We start from the raw sequence: 22,523 nt of genomic DNA, 5'->3' as shown, positions 1-22,523 counted from the left end.
AACGGCGTTTGCAGGCGCTTAAAAACAACTTTTACATGACAAAAACACGGGTTTTTTCCGGTTTTCATCGAATAACCGTCGAAAAAAAACCCCGAACCAGTCGGGGTTTTTCTCATGTTTCTTACACTGGATCAGGCATCAGAAGATGTTGATCGGGTAATCCACGAAAACGCGCAGTTCGTTACCGCTGACGTTGTACTCGCTGGATTTCTGCGAAACACGCAGGATCGAGCTGCGCAGTTTCACGCTCAGGTCTTTGGCCGGGCCAGACTGCACGACGTATTTGAACTGGTTGAAGATCTCACGCTCGGTACCGCCTTCGCTGGTGGACGTGGTGATGTTGTCGCCACGCACATAAGCGAAGTTGTAGCTCAGACCCGGTACGCCGAATGCGCCGAAGTCGAGGCCGTAGCCCAACTGCCAGCTGCGCTCGTCTTCAGCGTTGAAGTCGGACCAGTAGGAGTTGGCCAGGTAGATGGAGTTACCACCGTCACCGACGCGGTGTTGATCTTTCTGGTAACCGCCATAGGCGTAGCCCAGGTTGCTGTCGCCGGTGGAGCGCTGGTGCGCCACGGTGAACGAGTGCGGGCCAGTGGCGAATGTCGCGGCCAGGCTCCAGATCTTGTTGTCGCGACCGGTCACGATGCTTTCGCCCGGAACGGTGTTTTCGCGAACGTACGAGCTGTCGAGCTTGGTGCGATAGCCGTTGAAGTCCAGGGTCAGCGACTGATCCTTGTTGAACGGCAACACGTAGTTGGCGTTCACGTATTGTTTCTTCAATACGTCTTCGACGTCGGAAGCGTACAACGCACCTTTGAAGTTCTCAGTGAACTGGTAGCTACCGCCCAATACGTTGATCGACTTCAGTCCACCGCTGTCACGGCCTTCATCGCTCTTGCGCGATTCGGCGGTGAAACGACCGGCGTTCAGTTCCAGGCCTTTGATCTCTTTGGAAGTGATCAGGGTACCGGTGTAGCTTTCCGGCAGCAGACGCACATTGTCGTAGCTCAGCACCGGCAGGGCCGGCATCTGGTCGCCGTAGGTCAACACGGTGTTGGAGAAGCGGAACTTCACCGCTGCACCGCCCTTCGCTATGTCATGGTTCGCGCGACCGTCATTTTCCTGCTTGAAGAAATCGATACCACCGGCGCCGCTACGGCCCTTGCCGCCGTCCAGACGCAGTGCGTACAGACCGAAAGCGTCGACACCGACACCCACGGTGCCTTGGGTGAAGCCGGACGAGAACGTACCGATGGCCGCTTGGCCCCACTCGGCTTTGTCTTTGTTGCCGTCTTTGTAATCACGATTGATGTAGGCATTGCGCAGCAGCACTTTGAGGCTACTGTCTTCAACAAAACCCTTGGACTCGGCCTGGTCGTTAGCCATGGCCTGAGTGGCGCTCAACATCCCCAGTGCGATCAGACTGATTCGCTTGTTCAACATTTTGTTTTCCTTATTACGGGTTGAAACGCGCTGTGTCGAACGGCGGAAACGGCGCTTTTGCACTCTTTTATTCACCCCGAAACAAAAAGACCCGCCCACGACGATGTCATGGCGGGCCTGCTCCTTATTTTGAGTCATGGCGGTTGGCCACAGGCGTTGGGCCGAATCGTAGCCGCGCCCTGAACAATGTGTCAATTTCAAGAATCGTCTTTAAATAGGTAAAAATCGTCTAAGAAACGTAAATTTTGCGCTGACTCCTTGCTGGGAAATGCAAACAGCCAGTGAATCCAGCGCGTATCAGGCGCAACCATCGATAGAACAAAATGCAGAAGTTTTACCGGTTTCATCGACGACGATTGCCTGTTGCAACCAATCGGCAAATGCCTGCGGCTTGCCCAGCCAGGGGCTGATGTCGATCAACTGGAACGTGCCGTTCTGCTCCAGAGCAATCGTTGGAAAACCCTGACCCCCCAATTGAGCCAAAAACTGGCGACTGGCTTTTATATGCCCCTCGCTATCAACGGACTCAAACGCAAGGTGGAAATCTTCCTGCGCATAGCCCATCTGCATCGCCAATTCCAACAGCACGGCTGAATCGGCAATGCGTCGCCCTTCCACATAGTGCGCCGTCTGCAACCGCCCCAGCAGGCGCAAACCGCCGCCGTCGATGGCTTCAGCCGCCATGACCGCAGCAATCGCTGGCGTCGAATCGAACACCGCTGAGTGATCACGCAGCAAACCTTCGAAATAGGCCTCGCCAAACGGCTGGCCGGTGTACTCGGCAATGCGTCGGTCGTGGGGTATGACGTAATTGCGCAGTTGCGGGGAAACACGCTGGCGATTGGCGCCACTCATCATTCCGCCGGCATGGGCATTCACCGGCAACACTGACTGTGCCGCTTCCACCAGCGGCTTGGTGCCGTAACACCAGCCACACAGCGGATCGTAGATGTAGTGAAGAATCATGGGAAAAACTCCGGCAGAAAGTCAGGAAAATCGATGGCGGCAGATTAGTCCTCGCACTCTTGCGGAAAAACGCCGGAATGGCTTTCAGTCTGTTTCATGAATCGGTCGAATGATTCGTCCAGTCAGATTGTGTCGGTTAGGACACAAATTGAAACAATCAGCCAAGGGAACTTATAAGGAATAATTAACGGAAGTAAATGCAAAGCATTACCATTCGAGCGATCGAATTCTTCCACCCTTTCGGATGCGCTGTTCAATGCCTGCCCCGTTCCGTCTTACGCCCGTCACCCTTGGGCTTTCTGTTTTTCTGTCCAGCGGTTTTGCCTACTCCGCGACCGAGTTACCCGCCACCGCAATCAGCGCCGAAGCGCAAGCCGATGACCCACGCGTGAAGCTCAGCAGCACCGCGACTCGGACCTCGACGCCCGTACGTTATGTGCCGCAGGCGATCGATTCGGTCAAGACCTCGAACGTCGCCAGCTACGGCACCAATGACATCGGCGACGCGTTGAGCGGTATGCCTAACGTCAGCAGCAGCGCCGACACCCGTTTCGACAGCCTGCGCATCCGCGGCTTCGACGCGAGCAACGATTTCTATCTGGATGGCATCCGCGACGACAGCCAATACAAGCGCGACTTGCACAATATTGAACGCGTCGAAGTGCTCAAAGGCCCGGCCGCCGTGCTGTACGGGCGTGGCAGTCAGGGCGGGATCGTCAACCGCGTGAGCAAAATACCCGAGTTCGGCCGGCGCTCGACTATCGAAGCCCAGGCTGGCAGCGAAGATTTGCGCAGTCTTTACGCCGACCTCAGCAGCGACCCGAGCGAAAACATCAGCCTGCGCCTGAACATGGGCAACATGGATGAAAACAGCTTCCGCGACGGTGTCAGTGGCAATCGCCAATTGTTCGCGCCGTCGATGAGCTGGCAACTGACGCCGGACCTGAACTGGCTGGTGCAGTACGAATACAGCCGCTACAACCGCACCCCGGATCGCGGCATCCCCGGCATCAACGGGCGCCCGGCCGATGTCGGGCGCGATACGACCTACGGCAACGATCACGATTTCATCGACGACAAGTCGCAATCGCTGCGCTCGAAACTCACTTATGAAATCAATGACAACTGGCAACTGCGCCAGACCCTCGGCGTGTTCAAGCTCGACAGTGATTTCGACAACACCTACCTCACCGGTTACACGCCGGCGACCAACAAGGTCACGCGCCAGCATTGGCAGCAGGATCTGACCACTCGCAACGTCTATAACAACGTTGAACTTGAGGGCGGATTCGATACCTTGGGCCTTGAGCATCGCCTGCTCACTGGCATCGAGATCGGCAGCCAGCGCCGCGACCCGACGCTGTACAACGCGGCCACTGGCAGAACCCCGGGAGCGCAGCCCGTACCGTCGCTCGACCTGTACAACCCGAACCGTGATCTGCGCCACACCGGCAGCATGCAGGTCTCCAGCAGCAGCCACACCGAAGTCGAAAGCCGTGCGGTATATGTGCAAGATCAACTGCGCCTGAACGACCAATGGCAAGTGCTCGCCGGTCTGCGTTACGACACTTTCGATATCGAGTCGACCAACAAGCTGCGCAACATCTCCGAAGATCGCGACAGCCATAGCACCAGCCCGCGCGTCGGCCTGGTCTGGACGCCGCTACAAAATCATTCGTTCTACGCCTCGTGGTCGAAGACGTTTTCGCCGGTGGGCGGTGGCTTGATCGGCATCACTCCGGGTGCGGCCGGCAACACCAACGACCTCAGTCCCGAGCTGACCAAGCAGAAAGAAATCGGCGTGAAAAGCGACTGGCTCGATGACCGCTTGAGCACCACGCTGGCGATCTACGATCTGGAACTCTACAACCGCCGCACAACTGATCCAAACGATCCGACCCTGACGGTGATGTCAGGTTTGCAACGCTCGCGCGGGATCGAATTGACGGCCACCGGCAATCTCGTCGGCAACTGGTACATGCGCGGTGGCGTCGGTATGCAAGACGCGAAGATCGAGAAGGACAACAACGGCCTGGAAGGCAAACGCATCAACAACGTTGCCAAGCATAACGGCAGCCTGTTCCTGACCTGGAAACCGGAGATGGGCTGGTACGGCGAAACCGGCCTGACCCTGGTTGGCCAACGCTATGCCGATAACGCCAACACCACCGTGTTGCCGGGTTACGGCCGCTGGGATGCCCTAGTCGGTTACCGCTTCAAGGATTGGGATTTACGCGCGGCGCTGAACAACATCACCGATCGTGAGTACTACGCGTCCGCGACCAGCCAGTATCAAATCCAACCGGGTGCACCACGTAGCGTTGTGATGACCGGCACCTACGGTTTCTGATTTCACACCAATCCTGTGGGAGCGAGCCTGCTCGCGAAAGCGTCGGATCAGTCGGCATCTTCGTTAACTGATCCACCGCTTTCGCGAGCAGGCTCGCTCCCACATTGATTGGGTGTGTACAAAATAGCCGTGCATAAAAAAGCGCCGCCATCCCGGCAGCGCTTTCACCAATCCCTGTTGTGCTTCTTATCCTTCCATCACAGCCCACAATGCTTCCAGTTCGGCCTCGCTGAACAGACCAGCGGGGTAACGCTCGATCATCATCCGGCGCGGATCAGGTTCCCTGATCTGACGCGTTCCATTGGACTTTAACCAGTGCGCGACAATCTGGAGCGATTCGCCGTTTACGGCCATGGGATGCAACGTCCGCTCGCTGACTACGTTCACTTCGGCGTTCATTTCAGCGCTCTCTCCCCGTTCGTGAGCGGCTACGTTATCCAAGGTTTATGACAGAACTGTTGAAGTTCTCCCCCCTCCCTAGTGCACGGGTGATGAATACAAGAGCTATGCCAATGTTTCTTAGTTGTCGACAAGCGGATACAAAGAAGCCCGCGGTCCTGTCGGGCTGCGGGCCTCAGTTGATGCATAGCGAGCTAATCATTACCCGGCTGATTTGTTAATCAACTCAAGGTGTTACGACTCAACTCACTCTTTGTGCGGCGCGGGTTGCTGTTGGGTAAGGCAATGGATATTGCCGCCACCCAGTAACAGTTCGCGACCCGGCACCATCACCACTTCGTGCTGCGGGAACAGCTTCTGCAGGATTTCCTTGGCCGGCGCGTCCATTGGATCGTCGAAGCTCGGCGCGATGATGCCGCCGTTGACGATCAGGAAGTTCACGTAGGAACCCGCCAAGCGCACAGACGGATTGCGTTCCTGCGTGCCGTCCACCGGATCGACACCGGCGCACTCTTCTTCTGTCGCGTAAAGCGGTCCCGGAATCGGCATTTTGTGCACCGTGAACGGGCGACCCTTGGCGTCAGTGCTGCTTTGCAGGACTTTCATCGCAGCCTGGCAGCGCGGGTAGTTCGGATCCTGCGGATCGTCGGTCCACGCCAGCAACACTTCGCCCGGACGCACGTAGCAGCAGAAGTTATCCACATGGCCGTCGGTTTCGTCGTTGAACAGACCGTCCGGCAGCCAGATGATTTTATCCACAGACAGATTGGCGCTGAGTACCGCTTCAATCTCTTCGCGGCTCAGGTGCGGGTTGCGATTGCGGTTGAGCAGGCATTCTTCGGTGGTGATCAGCGTGCCTTCGCCGTCGACATGAATCGAACCGCCTTCAAGCACGAAACCTTCAGTGCGGTAACGCGGGCTGCGCTCGATCTCGAGGATCTTGCCGCCGACCTGCGAATCGCGATTCCACGGCGAATACAAACCGCCGTCGAAACCTCCCCAGGCGTTGAAGTCCCAGTTCACACCGCGCACTTCGCCGCTGCTGTTGATGACGAAAGTCGGGCCGCTGTCGCGTACCCAAGCGTCATCGCTGGACATCTCGACCACGCGGATATTCGGCACGTCGAGGCGCGCGCGGGCGTTTTCATACTGGCCGGCGGACACGGCCACGGTGACCGGTTCAAAACGCGCGATGGCCTTGGCCACCGCAGCATGTGCGGCTTGCGCCGGTTTGCCGCCCAGACGCCAGTTGTCCGGGCGCTCGGGCCAGATCATCCAGGTCTGCGTTTGCGGCGCCCACTCGGCCGGCATGTGAAAGCCGTCGGCGCGCGGGGTACTTTTCAAAGTTGTCATCGGGATCAGGACTCCAGGGAACCGTCGAGGGTTTTCAACGCGCCGTACAGGTTCGGACGGCGGTCACGGAATGAACCCCACGCGCTGCGAATGTGTTCGAGCTCGTCGAGGTTGAAAGTGTGCACAAGAATACCTTCTTCGGTTTTATTCAGCTCCTGCACTTTTTCGCCGAACTGGTTGGCGATGAACGAAGAGCCGTAGAACGTGATGTCGTAGCCGTCCTGTCCTTCGTTGCCGATGCGGTTGCTGGCGATCAGCGGCATCAGGTTGGCGCCGGCATGACCCTGTTGCACGCGCTGCCAGTGATCGCGCGACGAAATGGTCTTGTCGTGCGGCTCGCTGCCGATTGCGGTTGGATAGAAGAGGATTTCAGCGCCTTGCAACGCCATGCTGCGCGCAGCTTCCGGGAACCACTGGTCCCAGCAAATGCCCACGCCGATTTTCGCGTAACGGGTGTTCCACACCTTGAAACCGGTGTCGCCCGGGTTGAAGTAATACTTCTCGTGGTAGCCCGGGCCATCCGGGATGTGGCTTTTTCGATAAATCCCGAGGTTGCTGCCGTCGGCATCGATGATCGCGATGCTGTTGAAGCGCGCACGGCCGGCCAGCTCATAGAAGCTGATCGGCAGCACCACTTGCAGCTCTTTGGCGATTTTCTGGAAATGTTTGATCGCGACGTTTTCTTCCACCGTCGTCGCCAGTTGCAGATAGTCCGGGTTCGGCTTCTGGCAGAAGTATGGCGCCTCGAACAGCTCCTGAATCAGGATGATCTGCGCGCCTTTGGCGGTGGCTTCGCGCACCAGCCTTTCAGCGATTTCGAGGTTGGCTTCCAGATCCCAGGAACAGGCCATCTGAGTGGCGGCAACGGTAACGATACGGCTCATGAATCATCTCCGGGCAAGTGCTTTGACGGTCGACAATTCGACCGAAAAGAAAAACGCGCGCACCGGACATGAGATCACCATGCCGGAGCAATGGCGACTTTATAGCCGATAAATATCGGCTTTAGAAGCTTGCAAAATGCCTTTCGTCTAAATAATCCCGATAAAAGCCGATACAAATCGAATTAACAACCCAAGAAAATGTGGGAGCGAGCTTGCTCGCAAATACGGTGTGTCAGGAACTGAGTAAGGTGACTGACACACCGCTTTCGCGAGCAAGCTCGCTCCCACAGGGGATTGGCTGCGTTTTACAGGCCCTCGGTAAGGACTTGATCAAGCATATCGACAAAGAAATCCACACTCTGACGCGACGTCACCATCGGCGGTTTGATCTTCAGAATGTTCAGATCATCCCCGGTCGGCTGCATGAAAATCCCCAACTCACGCAAGCGATCACACAGCAACACCGTCTCCTCGGTCGCCGGCTCCAGCGTCTCGCGATTGCGGATCAGCTCAAGTCCCAGATAGAACCCGGAACCGTGCACCGCGCCCACCAACGGATGTTTATCGATCAACGCTTCGAGACGCGCCTTGAAGTGGCCACCGACCACCTGCGCGTTCTCCCAGAGCTTTTCTTCTGCCATGACATCGAGCACCGCCATGCCGATCTGACAACTGACCGGACTGCCGCCCGCCGACGAGAAGAAATAGCCCTCGGCCTCCAGCGCCTCGGCAATTTCCCGTCGCGTGATCACCGCGCCCAGCGGTTGACCGTTGCCCATGCCCTTGGCCATGCAGATGATGTCCGGCACCACACCCTGCTCTTCAAAGCCCCAGAAGAAGTGGCCCATGCGCCCGTAACCGACCTGCACTTCGTCGGCGATGCACACGCCACCCTGCGCGCGTACCAGCGCGTATACCTGCTGGAGATATCCCGGCGGCAGCGAGATACCGCCGGCATTGCCATACACCGGCTCGCAGATAAACCCGGCCAGTTGGCGCTTCTGTTCGGCAAGTTTTGCCAGGTGATGCTCAACACTGCGCACGTAATCCGGCGCAGAATCGAGACCACGGAATTCACCGCGATAAGTGTTTGGCGCAGGCACCGGATGCACCCAGTCCGGGCGGCTTTCCAGGGCTTTCGGGTTGTCAGCGATTGACGTCGATACCGCATCGGCGCCGACCGTCCAGCCGTGATAGGCCTCAAGCACGCTGATCATGTCGCGCCCGCCGCTGTAGGCCCACGCCAGACGAATCGCCAGGTCATTGGCCTCGCTGCCGCTGTTGACCAGAAACACCCGGTCCATGCCTTCCGGCGCCAATTTCAGCAAGCGCTCGGAAAACTCCGCCACCGCCGCATAGTTGAATCGCGAGTTGGTGTTGAGCAGCGACCACTGCCGCGCCGCGACTGCCGCCATGCGCGGGTGGCCGTGACCGAGCACGGCAACGTTGTTGAGCATGTCGAGGTAGGAGCGGCCCTGCATGTCGATCAGGTGATTACGCCAGCCGCGTTCAATGCGCGGCGGATCAACGTAGTAGTGTTTCTGCGTGCGGGCGAAACTGGCATCGCGGCGTTCGAGCAGGGTTTTTGCGTCCAGCTCCGGCTCGGCATCGCAGGCCAGTCCTAACAACGCCGCTGGCGACGGGCACAGGGCCTGCCACGCTGCTGCATGCGCCGGGGTGCAAAACAACGGCGCATTGATCTGCGCGCCCCGGCACAACTGCACCCGTAATGGGCCGCTGACTGCGCCCAGCACCTGACCTTTGACCAGCGCCGCGCCGCTGTGTAGCGAAGGTGTCACGCCCCACAGGCGCACGCTGAGTTGCGGGCCATCCAGTTGCAGCACACCGTCTGCTGGCTGATGCACGACGCCAGCGAACGGCGCTTCCACGGCGGTACCATCGGGCACGCGCAATTCCACGTGCAGCGGGAAAGTGTCCGGTTCAACGGCGCTGTCGGGACGGGTGCGCGACAAACGGTACTGACCATAACGGCTTGCCGCCAAACCATGGGCCGCCGCCGCTTCGTTCAACAGGTGCTGATCGATGCCGGCCTGCTCCCAGTTGCCGGCCTCGAAATGCGGGCTGAGGACACCGAGATCGATCAGGGCAAATTCACGTCCGACCAGACCGGGCAGCAAGGGCGCAAAACCTTCGCTATCGATCACCGGCAATGCGTGACCGACGGCAGTGAGGATCGCCGCTTCCATGAGTGCCTGTGGCACCGATGTCGCTACGCGGAAGATTTCCCACTCATGGCTTAGGTTGTCACGGCTGTAGGTATTCGCGGGGTCGATGCTGACCTGTTGCTCGCCACTGAGCACCAGCACCGCCGCACGCGCGACGATCAATGGCCACAGCGCCTGCAGCTCTTCATGTTGCAGCGGGTTGACCGCGTGGTAGGCCTGCACCGCCGGCAGGATGACAAACGGATCGCCACCGGCGTGATGCAGCAACGCCGCACAGGTCACCGACAGATCGGTGATGCGCCAGGTGCGCACCAGATCGCCAAAGTCGATCACGCCCTGCAACTGCCAGTGACGCAAGGCATCGCGCGCCCAGACGGCGTTGTCGTCGGTGATGTCCATGTGGATCGCCTGCACCGGCAGCTTGCCCTGCAACGGCTGCAAGCGGCGCTCGGCTTGTTCGGCCGCATCGGCAATCAATGTGCGTTGCTGCTCATCCTTGATCACCGGCAGCAGATGGCTGATCAGGGCACTGGCGTGACGGGCATCCCACTGCAACGTGCGCTCCAGGCCCGGGTGATCGAACCCGGCCAGCGCCAGATCCATCTCACCGCAGAGCCGGCCAAACCCCGCCACCACGTCGCGCCCCAAGTGTTCGAGATGCGTGAGCGGCTGGCCCTCGATGTAATCCAGCAGCCGCACATGGACGGCTTCGCCGCCGACCTCGAGCGACAGCAGATCCTCGCCGTTATTGGCCGCGATCACCCGCGGCACCGTCACCGCCGAGTGCTCGGCCAGATACTTGAGCCCGGCATGCTGGGCTTGCAGCTCCACCAGGGCGTAATCGCCACGGCAGATTTTCAGCACGAACCGCCCACGCGGGCTGTCGACGCGGTAATTGAGATCCTGCTGACTGCCAAGAGCCTGCAACGTGCCGCTGAGCCCGTAATGCTCCGCCAGCCATTGCCGGGCCTGCTCGGCAGAAACCTGCGGGCTGGGCAAACTGGCGCGATGAATCAACGTGGCGAGCGGCATGAAAAGACCCCTGTAATTTTATTAGGCGCCTATATCGCCATTGCTGGACGGGATCCGCAACCCCCAACCGCGCAAAGGTATACGGGCTATTTGTCTTGCAGCACTCGCACCCTCAGGCACTTTGCGCAAGAATGTCGACCATTCACACCTGCCTATGGAACTCCCCATGAATGTAATCACCACCGACCTGCCCGGTGTCCTGATCATCGAACCGAAGGTGTTCGGTGACGAGCGCGGCTTTTTCTACGAGAGTTTCAATGCCAAGGCGTTCCAGGACGCTACCGGTCTGGACACGCAATTCGTTCAGGACAACCACTCGCGCTCGCAAAAAGGCGTGTTGCGTGGCCTGCATTACCAGTTGCAAAACACCCAGGGCAAACTGGTCCGTGTGACCGTCGGTGAAGTGCTGGATGTGGCCGTGGATATTCGGCGCAGCTCGCCGCACTTCGGCAAATCGGTGGCTGTGCGCTTGTCGGCCGAAAATCATCGTCAACTGTGGGTGCCGGAAGGTTTTGCCCATGGTTTCGTGGTGCTGAGCGAGTTCGCTGAATTCCTCTACAAGACCACCAACTACTACGACCCGTCGTCCGAGCGCAGCATTCGCTGGGATGATCCCGCGCTGGGCATCGACTGGCAGCTGGACGAAGCGCCGAAGCTGTCCGCCAAGGATCAGGCTGCAGCCCTGCTCAAGGACGCTGACGTCTTCGCCTGAGCCTAGGCATAATGCGCCTGACATCTCAGGCGCATCCGGCTCATGAAACCAACCCTCCCCCGCAGACCCCGCTGGCGCAGCCTCGCCCTGCTGGCCCTGTGTCTGGCGCCGCTGCTGTGGCCGCTGGAACATCTCGCCGAGCGCTATTACCGCAGCGAACTGGCGGGGCAGAACCGGCAGACCCTCGACCTGTACGTCGCCAACCTGCTGGGCACCCTGCACCGCTATGAAGTGTTGCCGCAAATCCTCGGCGACCTGCCCGCCCTGCGTGCGGTCCTCGGCGCACCGGACGACGGCGTCACCCAAGGCAATGCCAACCGCCTGCTAAAGAACATCGCCGCGCAGACCGGTGCCGAAGTCATGTACCTGATGGACACCAGCGGGCAGACGCTGGCGGCGTCGAACTGGGACAAACACGATAGTTTCGTCGGCCGCAATTTCTCGTTCCGTCCGTACTTCAGTGAAGCCATGGCCGGACGCCTCGGACGCTTTTTCGGCCTCGGCACGACCTCGGCCAAACGCGGCTACTTCTTCGCTGCCGCCGTGCGCAACGGCGAAAAAATCATCGGCGTGCTGGTGATCAAGGTTGACCTCGACCACACCGAAAGCCTCTGGGGCAAAACCCCGGAACAACTGCTGGTGACCGACCACAACGGCGTGGTCATCCTCACCTCGCGCCCGGAATGGCGCTTCCGTTCGACCCGTAACTTGAGCGACAGCGAACGCTCGGCGATCACCGCTATCCAGCCTTACCCGACCCGCGAGCCGCGCCCCCTGAACCTCAGCCCGACTGCGTGGCTGATCCAGACTCACGACATCGCCGAAACCGGCTGGAGCGTCAGCATCCTTGCCCCACGCACGCTGATCGACCGTCCGGTGCGCACCGTGGTCGCCATCGGCGGCGCCACGCTGCTGGTGCTGATGTTGTTGCTCGGTCTGATGATGCAGCGCCGCCGCCATTATCTGGAGCGCATCGCGTTCGAGGCCAAGGCACGCCGTGAACTGGAAGGCCGCGTGGCGGAACGTACCAGCGACCTCGAAGGCCTCAACCGGCGCTTGAAGGAGGAAGTGCTGGAGCGTGAACAAGCCCAACAGGAACTGGTGCGTGCCCAGGACGATCTGGTCCAGGCCGGCAAGCTGTCGGCGCTGGGGACGATGTCCGCGAGCATCAGCCACGAACTCAATCAGCCGTTGGCAGCGATCCGCAGCTACGCGGAAAACGCCGAAGTGCTGCTCGATCATCAGCGCACCGACGATGCGCGCGGCAACCTCAAACTGATCAGCGAACTGACCGGGCGCATGGCCTCGATCATCGCCCACCTGCGCGCCTTTGCCCGCCGCGATCGCCACGCGCCGGAAAGCGTTGCCCTGCAACCGGCGCTCGACGATGCCTTGGCGCTGCTGGCCAAACGGCGTCGCAGCATGGAAGTCGAACTGATCCGCGATCTGCCAGCCGCGACTCTGTGGGTCGAGGCCGGAGAAACCCGATTGCGCCAAGTGCTCGGCAATCTGCTGGCCAACGCCCTCGACGCCCTCACCGAGAAAGGCCCGCCGCGCAAACTCTGGCTGAGTGCCGAATCCACAGCCGAAGGCGTCAATCTGTACATTCGCGACAACGGCCCGGGCTTTTGCATGGAAGCCCTCGGCCGCGCCAGCGAGCCCTTTTACACCACCAAGACCCGCACTCAAGGCCTTGGCCTGGGGCTGGCCATTTGTGAAACGCTGATGCGCGCCTTCGGCGGTGAACTGTCGTTCGCCAACCACAAGCAAGGTGGCGCCTTGATTACCCTGCGGCTGCGCGCCGGTGCGCCCGGGGTCAGCCTGCAACCGTCCGAGGATCGAAGTGCATGACCATCGACAATCGCATTCAGGTGGTGTTGATCGACGACGATCCGCACCTGCGTCAGGCCCTCGGCCAGACCCTGGATCTGGCCGGCCTGAAAATTCTGCCGCTGTCCGAAGCCAAAGGCCTGGCCGCACAGCTTGAGCGTGACTGGCCGGGTGTGGTGGTCAGCGATATCCGCATGCCGGGCATGGACGGTCTCGAGTTGCTCAGCGAACTGCACGCGCAGGATCCCGAACTACCGGTGTTGCTGATCACCGGCCACGGCGATGTACCACTGGCGGTGCAGGCCATGCGTGCCGGCGCTTATGACTTTCTTGAAAAACCTTTCGCCAGCGATGCGCTGCTCGACAGCGTGCGCCGCGCCCTGGCCTTGCGCCGCCTAGTGCTGGACAACCGTAGCCTGCGCCTGGCCCTCAGCGATCGCAATGAGCTGAGCGCGCGGCTGGTCGGCCATTCGCCCCCAATGCTGCGCCTGCGCGAGCAGATCGGCGCGCTGGCAGCGACCAAGGCTGACGTGCTGATCCTCGGCGAAACCGGCGCCGGTAAAGAAGTGGTTGCCCGCGCCTTGCACGATTTATCCAGCCGCCGAAACGGCCCGTTCGTGGCGATCAACGCTGGCGCACTGGCCGAGTCGGTAGTGGAAAGCGAACTGTTCGGCCACGAACCCGGCGCGTTCACCGGCGCGCAAAAACGGCGGATCGGCAAATTCGAATTCGCCAATGGCGGCACTTTGTTTCTCGATGAAATCGAGAGCATGAGCATGGATGTGCAGGTGAAGTTGCTGCGCATGCTGCAAGAGCGCGTGGTCGAGCGTCTGGGTGGCAATCAACTGATCCCGCTGGACATCCGCGTCATCGCCGCGACCAAGGAAGACTTGCGTCAGGCCGCTGACCAGGGCCGCTTCCGCGCCGACTTGTATTACCGCCTCAACGTCGCGCCACTGCGCATTCCGCCACTGCGTGAGCGCGGTGAAGATGCGCTGGTGCTGTTCCAGCATTACGCCGATGAAGCCAGCGCCCGCCACGGTTTGCCGCCCCATGAACTGCAACCGGCGCAACGCGCCTTGCTGCTGCGCCACACCTGGCCGGGCAACGTACGCGAACTGCAGAATGCCGCCGAACGTTTCGCCCTCGGCCTGGAATTGGCGCTGGATAACGCTGACGCCGAGGGCGGTGGCAGTACCACGGTCGAAGTCATCAATGGGGGCCTCAGCGAGCAGGTGGAAAATTTCGAGAAATCGCTGATCGCTGCTGAACTGGCGCGCTCCCACAGTTCGGTGCGCAGCCTCGCCGAAGCCTTGGGCATTCCGCGCAAGACCCTGCATGACAAGTTGCGCAAGCATGGCCTCAACTTTGGCGACAGCAGCCATGGGGACGAGAACGAATGATCAGCCACAGCGCCTATCTTCAGTCGGTTTTGCATCACGACATCCCGCTGACCCGAGACATGGGCCTTAAGGTGCTCGACTGGCATGAACAGCAACTGAGCCTGCATCTGCCACTCGAGCCGAACGTCAACCACAAGAGCACGATGTTCGGTGGCAGCCTCTACTGCGGCGCGGTGCTGGCCGGGTGGGGCTGGTTGCATTTGCGCCTGAAAGAGGAAGGAATCACCGACGGGCACATTGTTATTCAGGAAGGGCAGATCAGTTATCCGCTTCCGGTGACCGGGGACGCTACGGCGATTTGCCCGGCGCCTGATGCGAAGGAGTGGAAGAGGTTTCTGGCGATGTATCGGCGTTATGGGCGGGCGCGGTTGACGTTGAATACGCGGATCGTCAATCAGGGTAGCGAAGAAGACGCCGTGACATTTACCGGGCAGTACGTTTTGCATCGCTGACAATCAAAAGCCCCTCACCCTAACCCTCTCCCAAAGGGACAGGGTTAGGGTGAGGCGTCTTGCGATATAGATCGACCTGAAAGATCGAAGCGATTATGGATTCAGCAAAAGCTCGACCAGGTCGGCGCTACTCTCAAATATCCCGCGGTCGGCTCCCTCTCCTGGGGGAGAGGGCTGGGGTGAGGGGGATTTCGGATCAGCCCACTTAACCGCGAGCCAACTCCAACAATCTGGAGCGCCAGGCCGCCTTGGCCGGCAATGCCAAAAAGAACTCATTGAGTAGCGATTCCCGCGCCGGATAACAGAACGCCTCCCCGCGCAGATCCAGCACCTCACCGCCCGCACCTTCCAGCACACCTTGAGCCGCCGCCGTGTCCCACTGCGAAGTCGGCGCCAGTCGCGGATAGCAATCCGCCACGCCTTCGGCCAGCAGGCAGAATTTCAGCGAGCTGCCAATATTGGCCAATTGCAACTCGCCCAGACTCGCACTCAACCCGGCGAGCAAACGTTCCTGCTCGGGACTCGAATGGCGACGGCTGGCGACCACGGTGAACGCCTCGCCCGGCCCCGGTACATCGCGCACCTGAATCGCAACCGGCGTGCCGCCCTTGTCACAACGCCAAGCGCCAAGCCCGGCACCGCCGACGTAGAAACGACCATTGGTCGGCATCGACACCACACCAAACACCACGCGACCGTTTTCGATCAGCGCGATGTTCACGGTGAACTCTTCGCTGCCGCTGATAAATTCCTTGGTGCCGTCCAACGGGTCGACCAACCACCAGCGCTGCCAGCCGGCGCGCACGCTCTGAGGGATGTTGGCGTCTTCTTCCGACAACACTGGAATGCTCGGGTCCAGCGCCGTCAGCCCGGCGAGGATCAGGTGATGCGCGGCCAGATCGGCCGCCGTCACGGGCGAGTCATCGGACTTGGCCGTGACCTCAACGCCGGCGCGCCAGAACGGCAAAATCGCCTCGCCGGCCTGCAAGGCCAGCTCTACGACCGGCGCCATCAACGGGTGGGGGAAATTCATCGATATCTCACTCATGCTGGAAAGAACCCGCGCTCGGTCAGCAGATCGCGGGTCAGATACAGTGCAGCCAATGCACGGCCTTCGGAAAACTGAGGATTGAGCGCCAGCGACGACAGTTCGCGCAGGTTCACTTTGTCGACACGCATCGGCTCAGGCTCGTCGCCTTCCAGACGTTCCTCGTACAAATCAGTCGCCAGGACCACCTGAATCTTCTGGCTCATGTAACCGGGCGACAGCGACAGCTCGGTCAGATGCTCCAGTTGCCGCGCACCAAAACCAGCCTCTTCCTTGAGCTCACGTTCGGCTGCCGCCAACACATCCTCGCCCGGTTCGATCAGACCTTTGGGCAAGGACAATTCATATTCATCAGTGCCGCCGCAATACTCTTCGACCAACACCGCGTGTTCGGCATCCAGCATCGCCACGATCATCACCGCGCCGTAGCCCGCACCTTTACCAACCAGACGTTCGTAAGTGCGTTCCACGCCGTTGGAAAAGCGCAGCTTGAGTTCTTCGACGCAAAACAGGCGACTGGTGGCGACGATCTCGCGGGCAAGTACGGTGGGTTTCTGGCGCATGCAAAGCTCCTTGGCGTGAACGCGCTACTATAACGCGGCTTTCCCGATTGTTTATGTCGGATATCTTTCTACCGTTCGAGACGTTGCCATGCCTTCATTACCGTGGTCCGACATCGATACCGTTCTGCTCGACATGGACGGCACGCTGCTGGATCTGCACTTCGACAATCACTTCTGGCTGGAACACCTGCCCCAGCGTTACGCCGAACTGCACGGGGTCAGCCGGGCCATGGCCGAGATGGAGTTGCAGCCGTTGTTCGAACGCCATGCCGGCCAGTTGCAGTGGTACTGCCTGGATTTCTGGAGTGCCGAGCTGAAGTTGTCGGTGCGTGAGTTGAAACAGGAAACCGCGCACCTGATTGCCCTGCGGCCGGATGCCGATACGTTTCTGGCGGCAATCAAACGCGCGGGCAAACGGGTGATCATGATCACCAACGCGCACCGCGATTCGTTGTCGCTGAAGCTGGAGCGAATCGAACTGGCGCCATATTTCGAGCGGTTGATCAGCTCCCACGATTACGGTTTCCCCAAGGAGAACCCGCAGTTCTGGGATGCCTTGCAGGCGGACATCGGCTTTGATCCGGCGCGCAGTCTGTTTATCGACGACACCTTGCCTATTCTGCGCAGTGCGCGGGATTTTGGTGTGGCGCATTTGTTGGCGGTGAAGGAGCCGGACAGTCGCAAGGGGCCGAAGGACACGGCTGAGTTTGCGGCGGTTGAGGATTATCGGGATTTGATTGCCGGACTCTAATCTTCTGTAGGAGCTGCCGCAGGCTGCGATCTTTTGATTTTGATTTTTTACAAACAAGATCAAAAGATCGCAGCCTTCGGCAGCTCAGAGGGTTTGTGTTACTCAGGAATACGCAGGGTCTGACCCGGATAGATTTTGTTCACATCCTTGAGCATCGGTTTGTTGGCATCGAAAATTTTCTGATACTTGTTGGCATCCCCGTACACGCGCAGAGAAATTGCGCTGAGGGTGTCACCCGACTTGACCACGACAAATTGTGCGGCAGTGACAACTGGCCCGCTCACGGTGATCTGATCATCCACGCTGCCAACCCCGGCAATATTGCCCACCGCCAGCAAAATCTTCTCTTTCTCTTCCTGACTCGCGACTTCACCGGTGACGGTCACTTTGTCGCCATCCACCGTCGCCTGCACATTCGGATTACCCAGACCGACCTTGCTGATGTGTTCCTTCAACTGCTCACTGGCATTGGCGTTGCCCGGGGTCAACAGATCAAGCAGCTTTTCACCGGCTTCTTTTACAAAACTTAAAAGACTCATCGTGGTTCTCTCCATGGAATAAAGGTTCAGTCGTCCAAGCCTAGACCACGACAGACAAACCCGGTTCCAAGCCGACCAATGACCCTGCCACCGCGCAAGCGGTAGAATCGCCCAACCCTGCCAGCGCCCGGAGCGAAGATGGACATCAAGCAGCTGAAATTCCTCATCGCCCTCGACGAAACCCGCCATTTCGGCCAGGCCGCCGCGCGTTGCCATATCACCCAGCCAACCCTGTCGATGCGCCTGCGCAGTCTTGAAGAAGAACTCGACCTGCCACTGGTCAACCGTGGCCAGCGTTTCGAAGGTTTCACCGCGCCGGGCGAGCGCGTGCTGGCGTGGGCACGTTCGGTGATGGCGGCGTATGACGGTTTGCACGCGGAAGCGGCGGCGTGTCGCGGCAATCTGATCGGCACGCTGAGGCTGGGCGTGGTGCCGCTGTCGAGTTTCGATCCACTGCCGTTGATGCAACGCCTGCACAGCGCCCACCCGAATCTGCGCTTTGAAATGTCGGCACTGAGTTCTGAGCAGATCCTCGAGCATCTGGCGAACAACCGAATCGACATCGGTGTTTCTTATCTCGACCGCCTGGACCACGAACGTTTCGAATCACTGGCATTCGACGAAACCCGCATGGGCCTGCTGTACGACCAGCGCACTTTTACCTTCGGCGAAGCTCCGCTGAGCTGGGAATCGCTGATCGAACTGCCGCTGGGCATGCTCACCAGCGGCATGCATTTCCGTCAGTCCATCGACCACAACTTCCACAGCCGTGGGCTGACTCCGCAACCGTTGCTGCAAACCGACGCCGTGCATCAATTGTTACAAGCCGTACACGGCGGTTTCTGCTGCGCGATCATGCCGTTGGACGGCGGGCTGGAAAAACTCACCGACCACCTGCGTCTGCAGCCCATCGAAAACGCCCAGACCCTAGCGCCACTGGGCTTGATCATGCGTCGCGGGGCGCCACGCTCGGCGCTCGCCGAGGCCTGTTTCGCGCTCTATCAGAAATCGCCAACGGCGCCTTGATCGACGGCCTCTATCGATAGATCGACACTAGCGATTAGACGCGACAACTTGCCGCGCCTAGTCTTAACGTTGATCAAACCGTCGGTGATGCCATGAACGCCAAGCGCCCTGCCTGCGCGGCGCCTGCACTTGAAACGCCCGCGCCTGCCGCCAGCCAGACCTACAGTTACAGCGATTTACCCCGTGAGGAATCGGCCAGCACTGCGCTCGCCGAGGAAGTCGCGTTGGCAATTGCCTACAACGGTATCAGCCAGGCCGTCATGCTGGTGACGCCGACCGACCTGGAAGACTTCATCGTCGGCTTCAGCCTCGGCAGCGGCATCATCATCGATGCCACCGACATCTATGACCTGCAACTGACCGGCGCAGGCTCAGCGCAGTATGCGCAAGTGACCATCGCCAACCGTGCGTTCTGGAATCTCAAGCAACAGCGCCGGCAAATGGCAGGCACCAGCGGTTGCGGATTGTGCGGGGTTGAAGCGGTGGAGCAGGCGCTGCCTGATCTCAAGGTCTTGCCCGGCGCGCCGCTGCCACCGAGCGAATGGCTCGACGGTCTGCGCCAGCGCATCGGTGCGTTCCAACCGCTCGGTCAGCACTGCGGCGCGGTGCATGCGGCGGTGTTCATGAACGCCAGCGGCGAATTGTTGCTCGGGCGCGAAGACATCGGCCGGCACAACGCCCTCGACAAGCTGATCGGCGGACTGATCCGCCAGAAGATATCCACAGATGGCGGACTGGCGATTGTCACCAGCCGTTGCAGTCTCGAATTGATCCAGAAAGTTTTGCGCGCCGGCATCCAGACACTGGTCAGCCTTTCCGCACCCACCGGTCTTGCCGTGCAATGGGCGCGTCGACATAACCTCAATCTCATCCACCTGCCGCAGAAAAGTGCGCCGCGGGTGTATAGCCCCGCGATGGAGAATCAAGCGTGAGCCAACATCATCAAGCCGACCAGAAACCTGTCCCGCGCTACAAGCCTTACAAAGGTGCCGCCGGCGGCTGGGGTGCCCTGATCAGTGTGGCTCAGGCCTGGTTGACCAGCGACAACGCCCTGAAAAACCTGCGCATGATGCTCAAGACCAACCAGAACGGCGGTTTCGACTGCCCGGGTTGCGCGTGGGGCGATTCGCCGGAAAGCGGCATGGTCAAGTTCTGCGAAAACGGCGCGAAAGCGGTGAACTGGGAAGCGACCAAGCGTCGTGTAGACGCCAAGTTTTTTGCCAAGCACAGCGTCACTTCTTTGCTGGAGCAGAGCGACTACTGGCTCGAGTATCAGGGTCGTCTGACCGAGCCGATGGTTTATGACGCCGAAACCGATCGCTACAAACCGATCAGTTGGGACGACGCCTACACCCTGATCGCCAAGCACCTGCAAAGTCTGCCGAGCCCCGATCTGGCCGAGTTCTACACCTCGGGTCGCGCCAGCAACGAAGCGGCGTATCTGTATCAACTGTTTGTGCGCGCCTACGGTACCAACAACTTCCCGGACTGCTCGAACATGTGCCACGAGGCCAGCGGTGTTGCCCTGGCGCAGAGCGTCGGCGTCGGCAAAGGCACCGTGACCTTCGATGACTTCGAACACGCCGATGCGATTTTCGTTTGGGGCCAGAACCCGGGCACCAACCACCCGCGCATGCTCGAACCCTTGCGTGAGGCAGTGAAACGCGGCGCGCAAGTGGTGTGCATCAACCCATTGAAAGAGCGTGGTCTGGAACGCTTCCAGCATCCGCAACACCCGATCGAAATGCTCACCAACGGCGACAAGCCAACCAACACCGCTTATTTCCGCCCGGCACTCGGCGGTGACATGGCGCTGCTGCGCGGCATGGCCAAGTTCCTCCTGCAGTGGGAGCGCGATGCGCAGAAGGCTGGCGAACCTGCCGTGTTCGATCATGACTTCCTCAATGCCCACAGCGCCAACGTGCTCGAGTACCTGGGCGTGGTCGATGACACCCCGTGGGAACAGATCGTCGAGCAATCCGGCCTGACCCTCGTAGAAATCGAGCAAGCCGCGCGTATGTACGCCAAGGGCAAGAACGTAATCATGTGCTGGGCGATGGGCATCACTCAGCATCGCCACTCGGTGCCGACGATTCAGGAAATCGCCAACCTGATGCTACTGCGCGGCAACATCGGCAAACCGGGCGCCGGCCTGTGCCCGGTGCGCGGCCACAGTAACGTGCAAGGCGACCGCACAATGGGCATCAACGAGCGTCCGCCGGTGGCGTTCCTCGATTCGCTGGAGCGACGCTTCCAGTTCAAGGTGCCGCGCCACAACGGCCACAACGTGGTTGAAGCGATCCACGCAATGGCTGAGGGTCGCGCCAAGGTCTTCATCGGTCTGGGCGGTAACTTCGCCCAAGCCACGCCGGATAGCCCGCGTACCTTCGCCGCACTGAGCAATTGCGACCTGACCGTGCAGATCAGCACCAAGCTCAACCGCAGCCACCTGGCTCACGGTAAAGACGCGCTGATCCTGCCGTGCCTCGGTCGTACCGACATCGATATCCAGACCGAAGGCCCGCAAGCGGTCACCGTGGAAGACTCGTTCAGCATGGTTCACGCTTCCAACGGTCAGTTGCAGCCGCTGTCGAACCAGATGCGTTCAGAGCCGTCGATCATTGCCGGTATCGCTGCCGCCACATTGGGCAGTAAACCGGTGGACTGGAACTGGCTGGTGGCTGATTACGGGCGCATCCGCGAACTGATCGCCGACACCATTCCCAACTTCAAAGCGTTCAACGAGAAGATCAAGAACCCGGGCGGTTTCTACCTCGGCAACAGCGCTGGCGCACGCAAGTGGAACACGCCGTCGGGCCGGGCCAATTTCCGCGCCAACATGTTGCCGAAAGATCTGGTGCACGAACGCACTCGCGCCACCGGGCAAATACCGGACCTGATCCTGCAATCGATGCGCTCCCACGATCAGTACAACACGACGATTTATGGTCTCGACGACCGTTATCGCGGAGTGAAAGGCCAGCGTGATGTGCTGTTCGCCAATGAGGCGGACATCATTCGTCTGGGCTTCCGGCCGGGACAGAAGGCTGACATTGTTTCGATATGGGACGATGGTCGCGAGCGTCGGGTAAAGGGCTTCACACTGCTGGCATTTGATATTCCGGCGGGGCAAGCCGCAGCTTATTACCCGGAAGTGAATCCGCTGGTGCCGCTGGAAAGCACCGGGGATGGCAGCCATACACCGACGTCGAAGTTCATTGCGATTCGGTTGGAAGCGGCGAGTGAGACTGGGGTGATCATGGCCAAGTCCGCGTAACGCGATGTCAGAACCGGCCTCTTCGCGAGCAAGCTCGCTCCCACATTGGAATGCATTTCAAATGTGGGAGCGAGCTTGCTCGCGAAGGCGTAGGTTCAAGCAATACGCTTCCAAGCCCTAGCACTTTTCCAACGCCCACAAAAAAGGCCGCTTTTTCACAAAAGCGGCCTGTCCGAAGTAGCTAAAGACCGGCGAAAATCGGTTAAGTTCCGCTGATAAAACAGCAACTTGCAAAATTGTATACAAGTCGTGTTATTCGTCGGATTTCGATTGTCACGCTCGTTACACAGCCTCAGGATCGGCGCCGTC

At 59.8% G+C, this 22,523-nt stretch carries 18 protein-coding genes; 9 read left to right on the top strand and 9 right to left on the bottom strand.

Features of this window, described 5'->3' with window-relative positions:
* Nucleotides 1-138 precede the first annotated feature (138 nt).
* Together BMY54_RS03740 and BMY54_RS03735 are read right to left on the bottom strand one after the other, a co-directional pair.
* Nucleotides 139-1,443, bottom strand: a complete 1,305-nt coding sequence (locus BMY54_RS03740) for an OprD family porin (RefSeq protein WP_093430007.1) — start codon at nt 1,441-1,443, stop codon at nt 139-141.
* A 297-nt stretch (nt 1,444-1,740) separates the two neighbouring features.
* Nucleotides 1,741-2,409 carry a DsbA family protein gene (locus BMY54_RS03735; RefSeq protein WP_093430006.1) on the bottom strand — a complete coding sequence of 223 codons (669 nt, stop codon included), beginning with the start codon at nt 2,407-2,409 and terminating at the stop codon, nt 1,741-1,743.
* 256 nt (nt 2,410-2,665) lie between these two features.
* Between BMY54_RS03735 and BMY54_RS03730 the strand changes: the two genes are divergently transcribed.
* Complete coding sequence (locus BMY54_RS03730; protein WP_093430005.1) at nt 2,666-4,759, top strand: TonB-dependent receptor; 2,094 nt, start codon at nt 2,666-2,668, stop codon at nt 4,757-4,759.
* A 186-nt stretch (nt 4,760-4,945) separates the two neighbouring features.
* Here the strand turns inward: BMY54_RS03730 and BMY54_RS03725 are convergent, their stop codons facing one another.
* The 4 genes from BMY54_RS03725 to BMY54_RS03710 all read right to left on the bottom strand — a co-directional run bounded on the left by BMY54_RS03725 (nt 4,946) and on the right by BMY54_RS03710 (nt 10,613).
* Nucleotides 4,946-5,158 carry a hypothetical protein gene (locus BMY54_RS03725; RefSeq protein WP_008080512.1) on the bottom strand — a complete coding sequence of 71 codons (213 nt, stop codon included), beginning with the start codon at nt 5,156-5,158 and terminating at the stop codon, nt 4,946-4,948.
* Nucleotides 5,159-5,404: 246 nt separating this feature from the next.
* Entirely contained in the window at nt 5,405-6,511 is a 1,107-nt protein-coding gene (aguA, locus tag BMY54_RS03720; protein WP_093430004.1) for an agmatine deiminase, read from the bottom strand.
* Between the two features lie 5 nt (nt 6,512-6,516).
* Nucleotides 6,517-7,395 (bottom strand): N-carbamoylputrescine amidase, encoded by an 879-nt coding sequence (aguB, locus tag BMY54_RS03715; protein ID WP_093430003.1) that lies wholly within the window; start codon nt 7,393-7,395, stop codon nt 6,517-6,519.
* 305 nt (nt 7,396-7,700) lie between these two features.
* The gene (locus BMY54_RS03710) at nt 7,701-10,613 is read right to left on the bottom strand and encodes an aminotransferase (protein ID WP_093430002.1); all 2,913 of its coding nucleotides are present in this window, start codon (nt 10,611-10,613) and stop codon (nt 7,701-7,703) included.
* Between the two features lie 166 nt (nt 10,614-10,779).
* Here BMY54_RS03710 and rfbC point away from each other — a divergent pair, with 166 nt between their 5' ends.
* The 4 genes from rfbC to BMY54_RS03690 are packed head-to-tail and all read left to right on the top strand — an operon-like array spanning nt 10,780 to nt 15,010.
* A complete protein-coding gene (gene rfbC, locus BMY54_RS03705; protein WP_034151902.1) occupies nt 10,780-11,325 on the top strand; it encodes a dTDP-4-dehydrorhamnose 3,5-epimerase in 546 nt (181 codons plus the stop codon).
* Nucleotides 11,326-11,367: 42 nt separating this feature from the next.
* Entirely contained in the window at nt 11,368-13,176 is a 1,809-nt protein-coding gene (locus BMY54_RS03700) for a sensor histidine kinase (RefSeq protein ID WP_007909099.1), read from the top strand.
* A complete protein-coding gene (locus BMY54_RS03695) occupies nt 13,173-14,558 on the top strand; it encodes a sigma-54-dependent transcriptional regulator (RefSeq protein WP_093430001.1) in 1,386 nt (461 codons plus the stop codon). The genes BMY54_RS03700 and BMY54_RS03695 overlap by 4 nt, the downstream gene beginning before the upstream one ends.
* Nucleotides 14,555-15,010 (top strand): YiiD C-terminal domain-containing protein, encoded by a 456-nt coding sequence (locus BMY54_RS03690; protein ID WP_093430000.1) that lies wholly within the window; start codon nt 14,555-14,557, stop codon nt 15,008-15,010. Before BMY54_RS03695 ends, BMY54_RS03690 begins: the two co-directional genes overlap by 4 nt.
* 205 nt (nt 15,011-15,215) lie before the next feature.
* On the opposite strand, the gene cysQ is transcribed toward BMY54_RS03690, so the two are convergent.
* Entirely contained in the window at nt 15,216-16,043 is an 828-nt protein-coding gene (gene cysQ, locus BMY54_RS03685) for a 3'(2'),5'-bisphosphate nucleotidase CysQ (RefSeq protein ID WP_093429999.1), read from the bottom strand.
* A gap of 11 nt (nt 16,044-16,054) precedes the next feature.
* Nucleotides 16,055-16,621 carry an ADP compounds hydrolase NudE gene (nudE, locus tag BMY54_RS03680; RefSeq protein WP_034151897.1) on the bottom strand — a complete coding sequence of 189 codons (567 nt, stop codon included), beginning with the start codon at nt 16,619-16,621 and terminating at the stop codon, nt 16,055-16,057.
* An 88-nt stretch (nt 16,622-16,709) separates the two neighbouring features.
* On the opposite strand from nudE, the gene yrfG reads away from it, so the two are divergent.
* Complete coding sequence (gene yrfG / locus BMY54_RS03675; RefSeq protein WP_093429998.1) at nt 16,710-17,372, top strand: GMP/IMP nucleotidase; 663 nt, start codon at nt 16,710-16,712, stop codon at nt 17,370-17,372.
* 98 nt (nt 17,373-17,470) lie between these two features.
* On the opposite strand, the gene lysM is transcribed toward yrfG, so the two are convergent.
* Nucleotides 17,471-17,911 (bottom strand): peptidoglycan-binding protein LysM, encoded by a 441-nt coding sequence (gene lysM / locus BMY54_RS03670; protein ID WP_064388966.1) that lies wholly within the window; start codon nt 17,909-17,911, stop codon nt 17,471-17,473.
* A gap of 138 nt (nt 17,912-18,049) precedes the next feature.
* On the opposite strand from lysM, the gene BMY54_RS03665 reads away from it, so the two are divergent.
* The 3 genes from BMY54_RS03665 to BMY54_RS03655 all read left to right on the top strand — a co-directional run bounded on the left by BMY54_RS03665 (nt 18,050) and on the right by BMY54_RS03655 (nt 22,214).
* Nucleotides 18,050-18,937 (top strand): LysR family transcriptional regulator, encoded by an 888-nt coding sequence (locus tag BMY54_RS03665; RefSeq protein WP_093429997.1) that lies wholly within the window; start codon nt 18,050-18,052, stop codon nt 18,935-18,937.
* A 92-nt stretch (nt 18,938-19,029) separates the two neighbouring features.
* Nucleotides 19,030-19,869 carry a formate dehydrogenase accessory sulfurtransferase FdhD gene (gene fdhD / locus BMY54_RS03660; RefSeq protein WP_093429996.1) on the top strand — a complete coding sequence of 280 codons (840 nt, stop codon included), beginning with the start codon at nt 19,030-19,032 and terminating at the stop codon, nt 19,867-19,869.
* Nucleotides 19,866-22,214, top strand: a complete 2,349-nt coding sequence (locus BMY54_RS03655) for an FdhF/YdeP family oxidoreductase (protein ID WP_093429995.1) — start codon at nt 19,866-19,868, stop codon at nt 22,212-22,214. The genes fdhD and BMY54_RS03655 overlap by 4 nt, the downstream gene beginning before the upstream one ends.
* The last annotated feature ends 309 nt before the right edge of the window (nt 22,215-22,523 follow it).

Source organism: Pseudomonas sp. ok266, assembly GCF_900110195.1.
Lineage (GTDB): Bacteria > Pseudomonadota > Gammaproteobacteria > Pseudomonadales > Pseudomonadaceae > Aquipseudomonas > Aquipseudomonas neuropathica.
The sequence above is the reverse complement of the archived record's forward strand: the minus strand, read 5'-3'. Positions and strand labels throughout refer to the sequence as shown.

What these genes read in the sequence shown, in the direction of transcription:
- fdhD (WP_093429996.1), top strand. Translation starts at nt 19,030, where the DNA reads ATGAACGCCAAGCGCCCTGCCTGCGCGGCGCCTGCACTTGAAACGCCC.
- cysQ (WP_093429999.1), bottom strand. Translation starts at nt 16,043, where the DNA reads ATGAATTTCCCCCACCCGTTGATGGCGCCGGTCGTAGAGCTGGCCTTG.
- BMY54_RS03710 (WP_093430002.1), bottom strand. Translation starts at nt 10,613, where the DNA reads ATGCCGCTCGCCACGTTGATTCATCGCGCCAGTTTGCCCAGCCCGCAG.
- lysM (WP_064388966.1), bottom strand. Translation starts at nt 17,911, where the DNA reads ATGAGTCTTTTAAGTTTTGTAAAAGAAGCCGGTGAAAAGCTGCTTGAT.
- BMY54_RS03695 (WP_093430001.1), top strand. Translation starts at nt 13,173, where the DNA reads ATGACCATCGACAATCGCATTCAGGTGGTGTTGATCGACGACGATCCG.
- BMY54_RS03725 (WP_008080512.1), bottom strand. Translation starts at nt 5,158, where the DNA reads ATGAACGCCGAAGTGAACGTAGTCAGCGAGCGGACGTTGCATCCCATG.
- BMY54_RS03730 (WP_093430005.1), top strand. Translation starts at nt 2,666, where the DNA reads ATGCCTGCCCCGTTCCGTCTTACGCCCGTCACCCTTGGGCTTTCTGTT.
- BMY54_RS03665 (WP_093429997.1), top strand. Translation starts at nt 18,050, where the DNA reads ATGGACATCAAGCAGCTGAAATTCCTCATCGCCCTCGACGAAACCCGC.
- aguA (WP_093430004.1), bottom strand. Translation starts at nt 6,511, where the DNA reads ATGACAACTTTGAAAAGTACCCCGCGCGCCGACGGCTTTCACATGCCG.
- rfbC (WP_034151902.1), top strand. Translation starts at nt 10,780, where the DNA reads ATGAATGTAATCACCACCGACCTGCCCGGTGTCCTGATCATCGAACCG.
- BMY54_RS03735 (WP_093430006.1), bottom strand. Translation starts at nt 2,409, where the DNA reads ATGATTCTTCACTACATCTACGATCCGCTGTGTGGCTGGTGTTACGGC.
- BMY54_RS03740 (WP_093430007.1), bottom strand. Translation starts at nt 1,443, where the DNA reads ATGTTGAACAAGCGAATCAGTCTGATCGCACTGGGGATGTTGAGCGCC.
- yrfG (WP_093429998.1), top strand. Translation starts at nt 16,710, where the DNA reads ATGCCTTCATTACCGTGGTCCGACATCGATACCGTTCTGCTCGACATG.
- BMY54_RS03690 (WP_093430000.1), top strand. Translation starts at nt 14,555, where the DNA reads ATGATCAGCCACAGCGCCTATCTTCAGTCGGTTTTGCATCACGACATC.
- aguB (WP_093430003.1), bottom strand. Translation starts at nt 7,395, where the DNA reads ATGAGCCGTATCGTTACCGTTGCCGCCACTCAGATGGCCTGTTCCTGG.
- nudE (WP_034151897.1), bottom strand. Translation starts at nt 16,621, where the DNA reads ATGCGCCAGAAACCCACCGTACTTGCCCGCGAGATCGTCGCCACCAGT.
- BMY54_RS03700 (WP_007909099.1), top strand. Translation starts at nt 11,368, where the DNA reads ATGAAACCAACCCTCCCCCGCAGACCCCGCTGGCGCAGCCTCGCCCTG.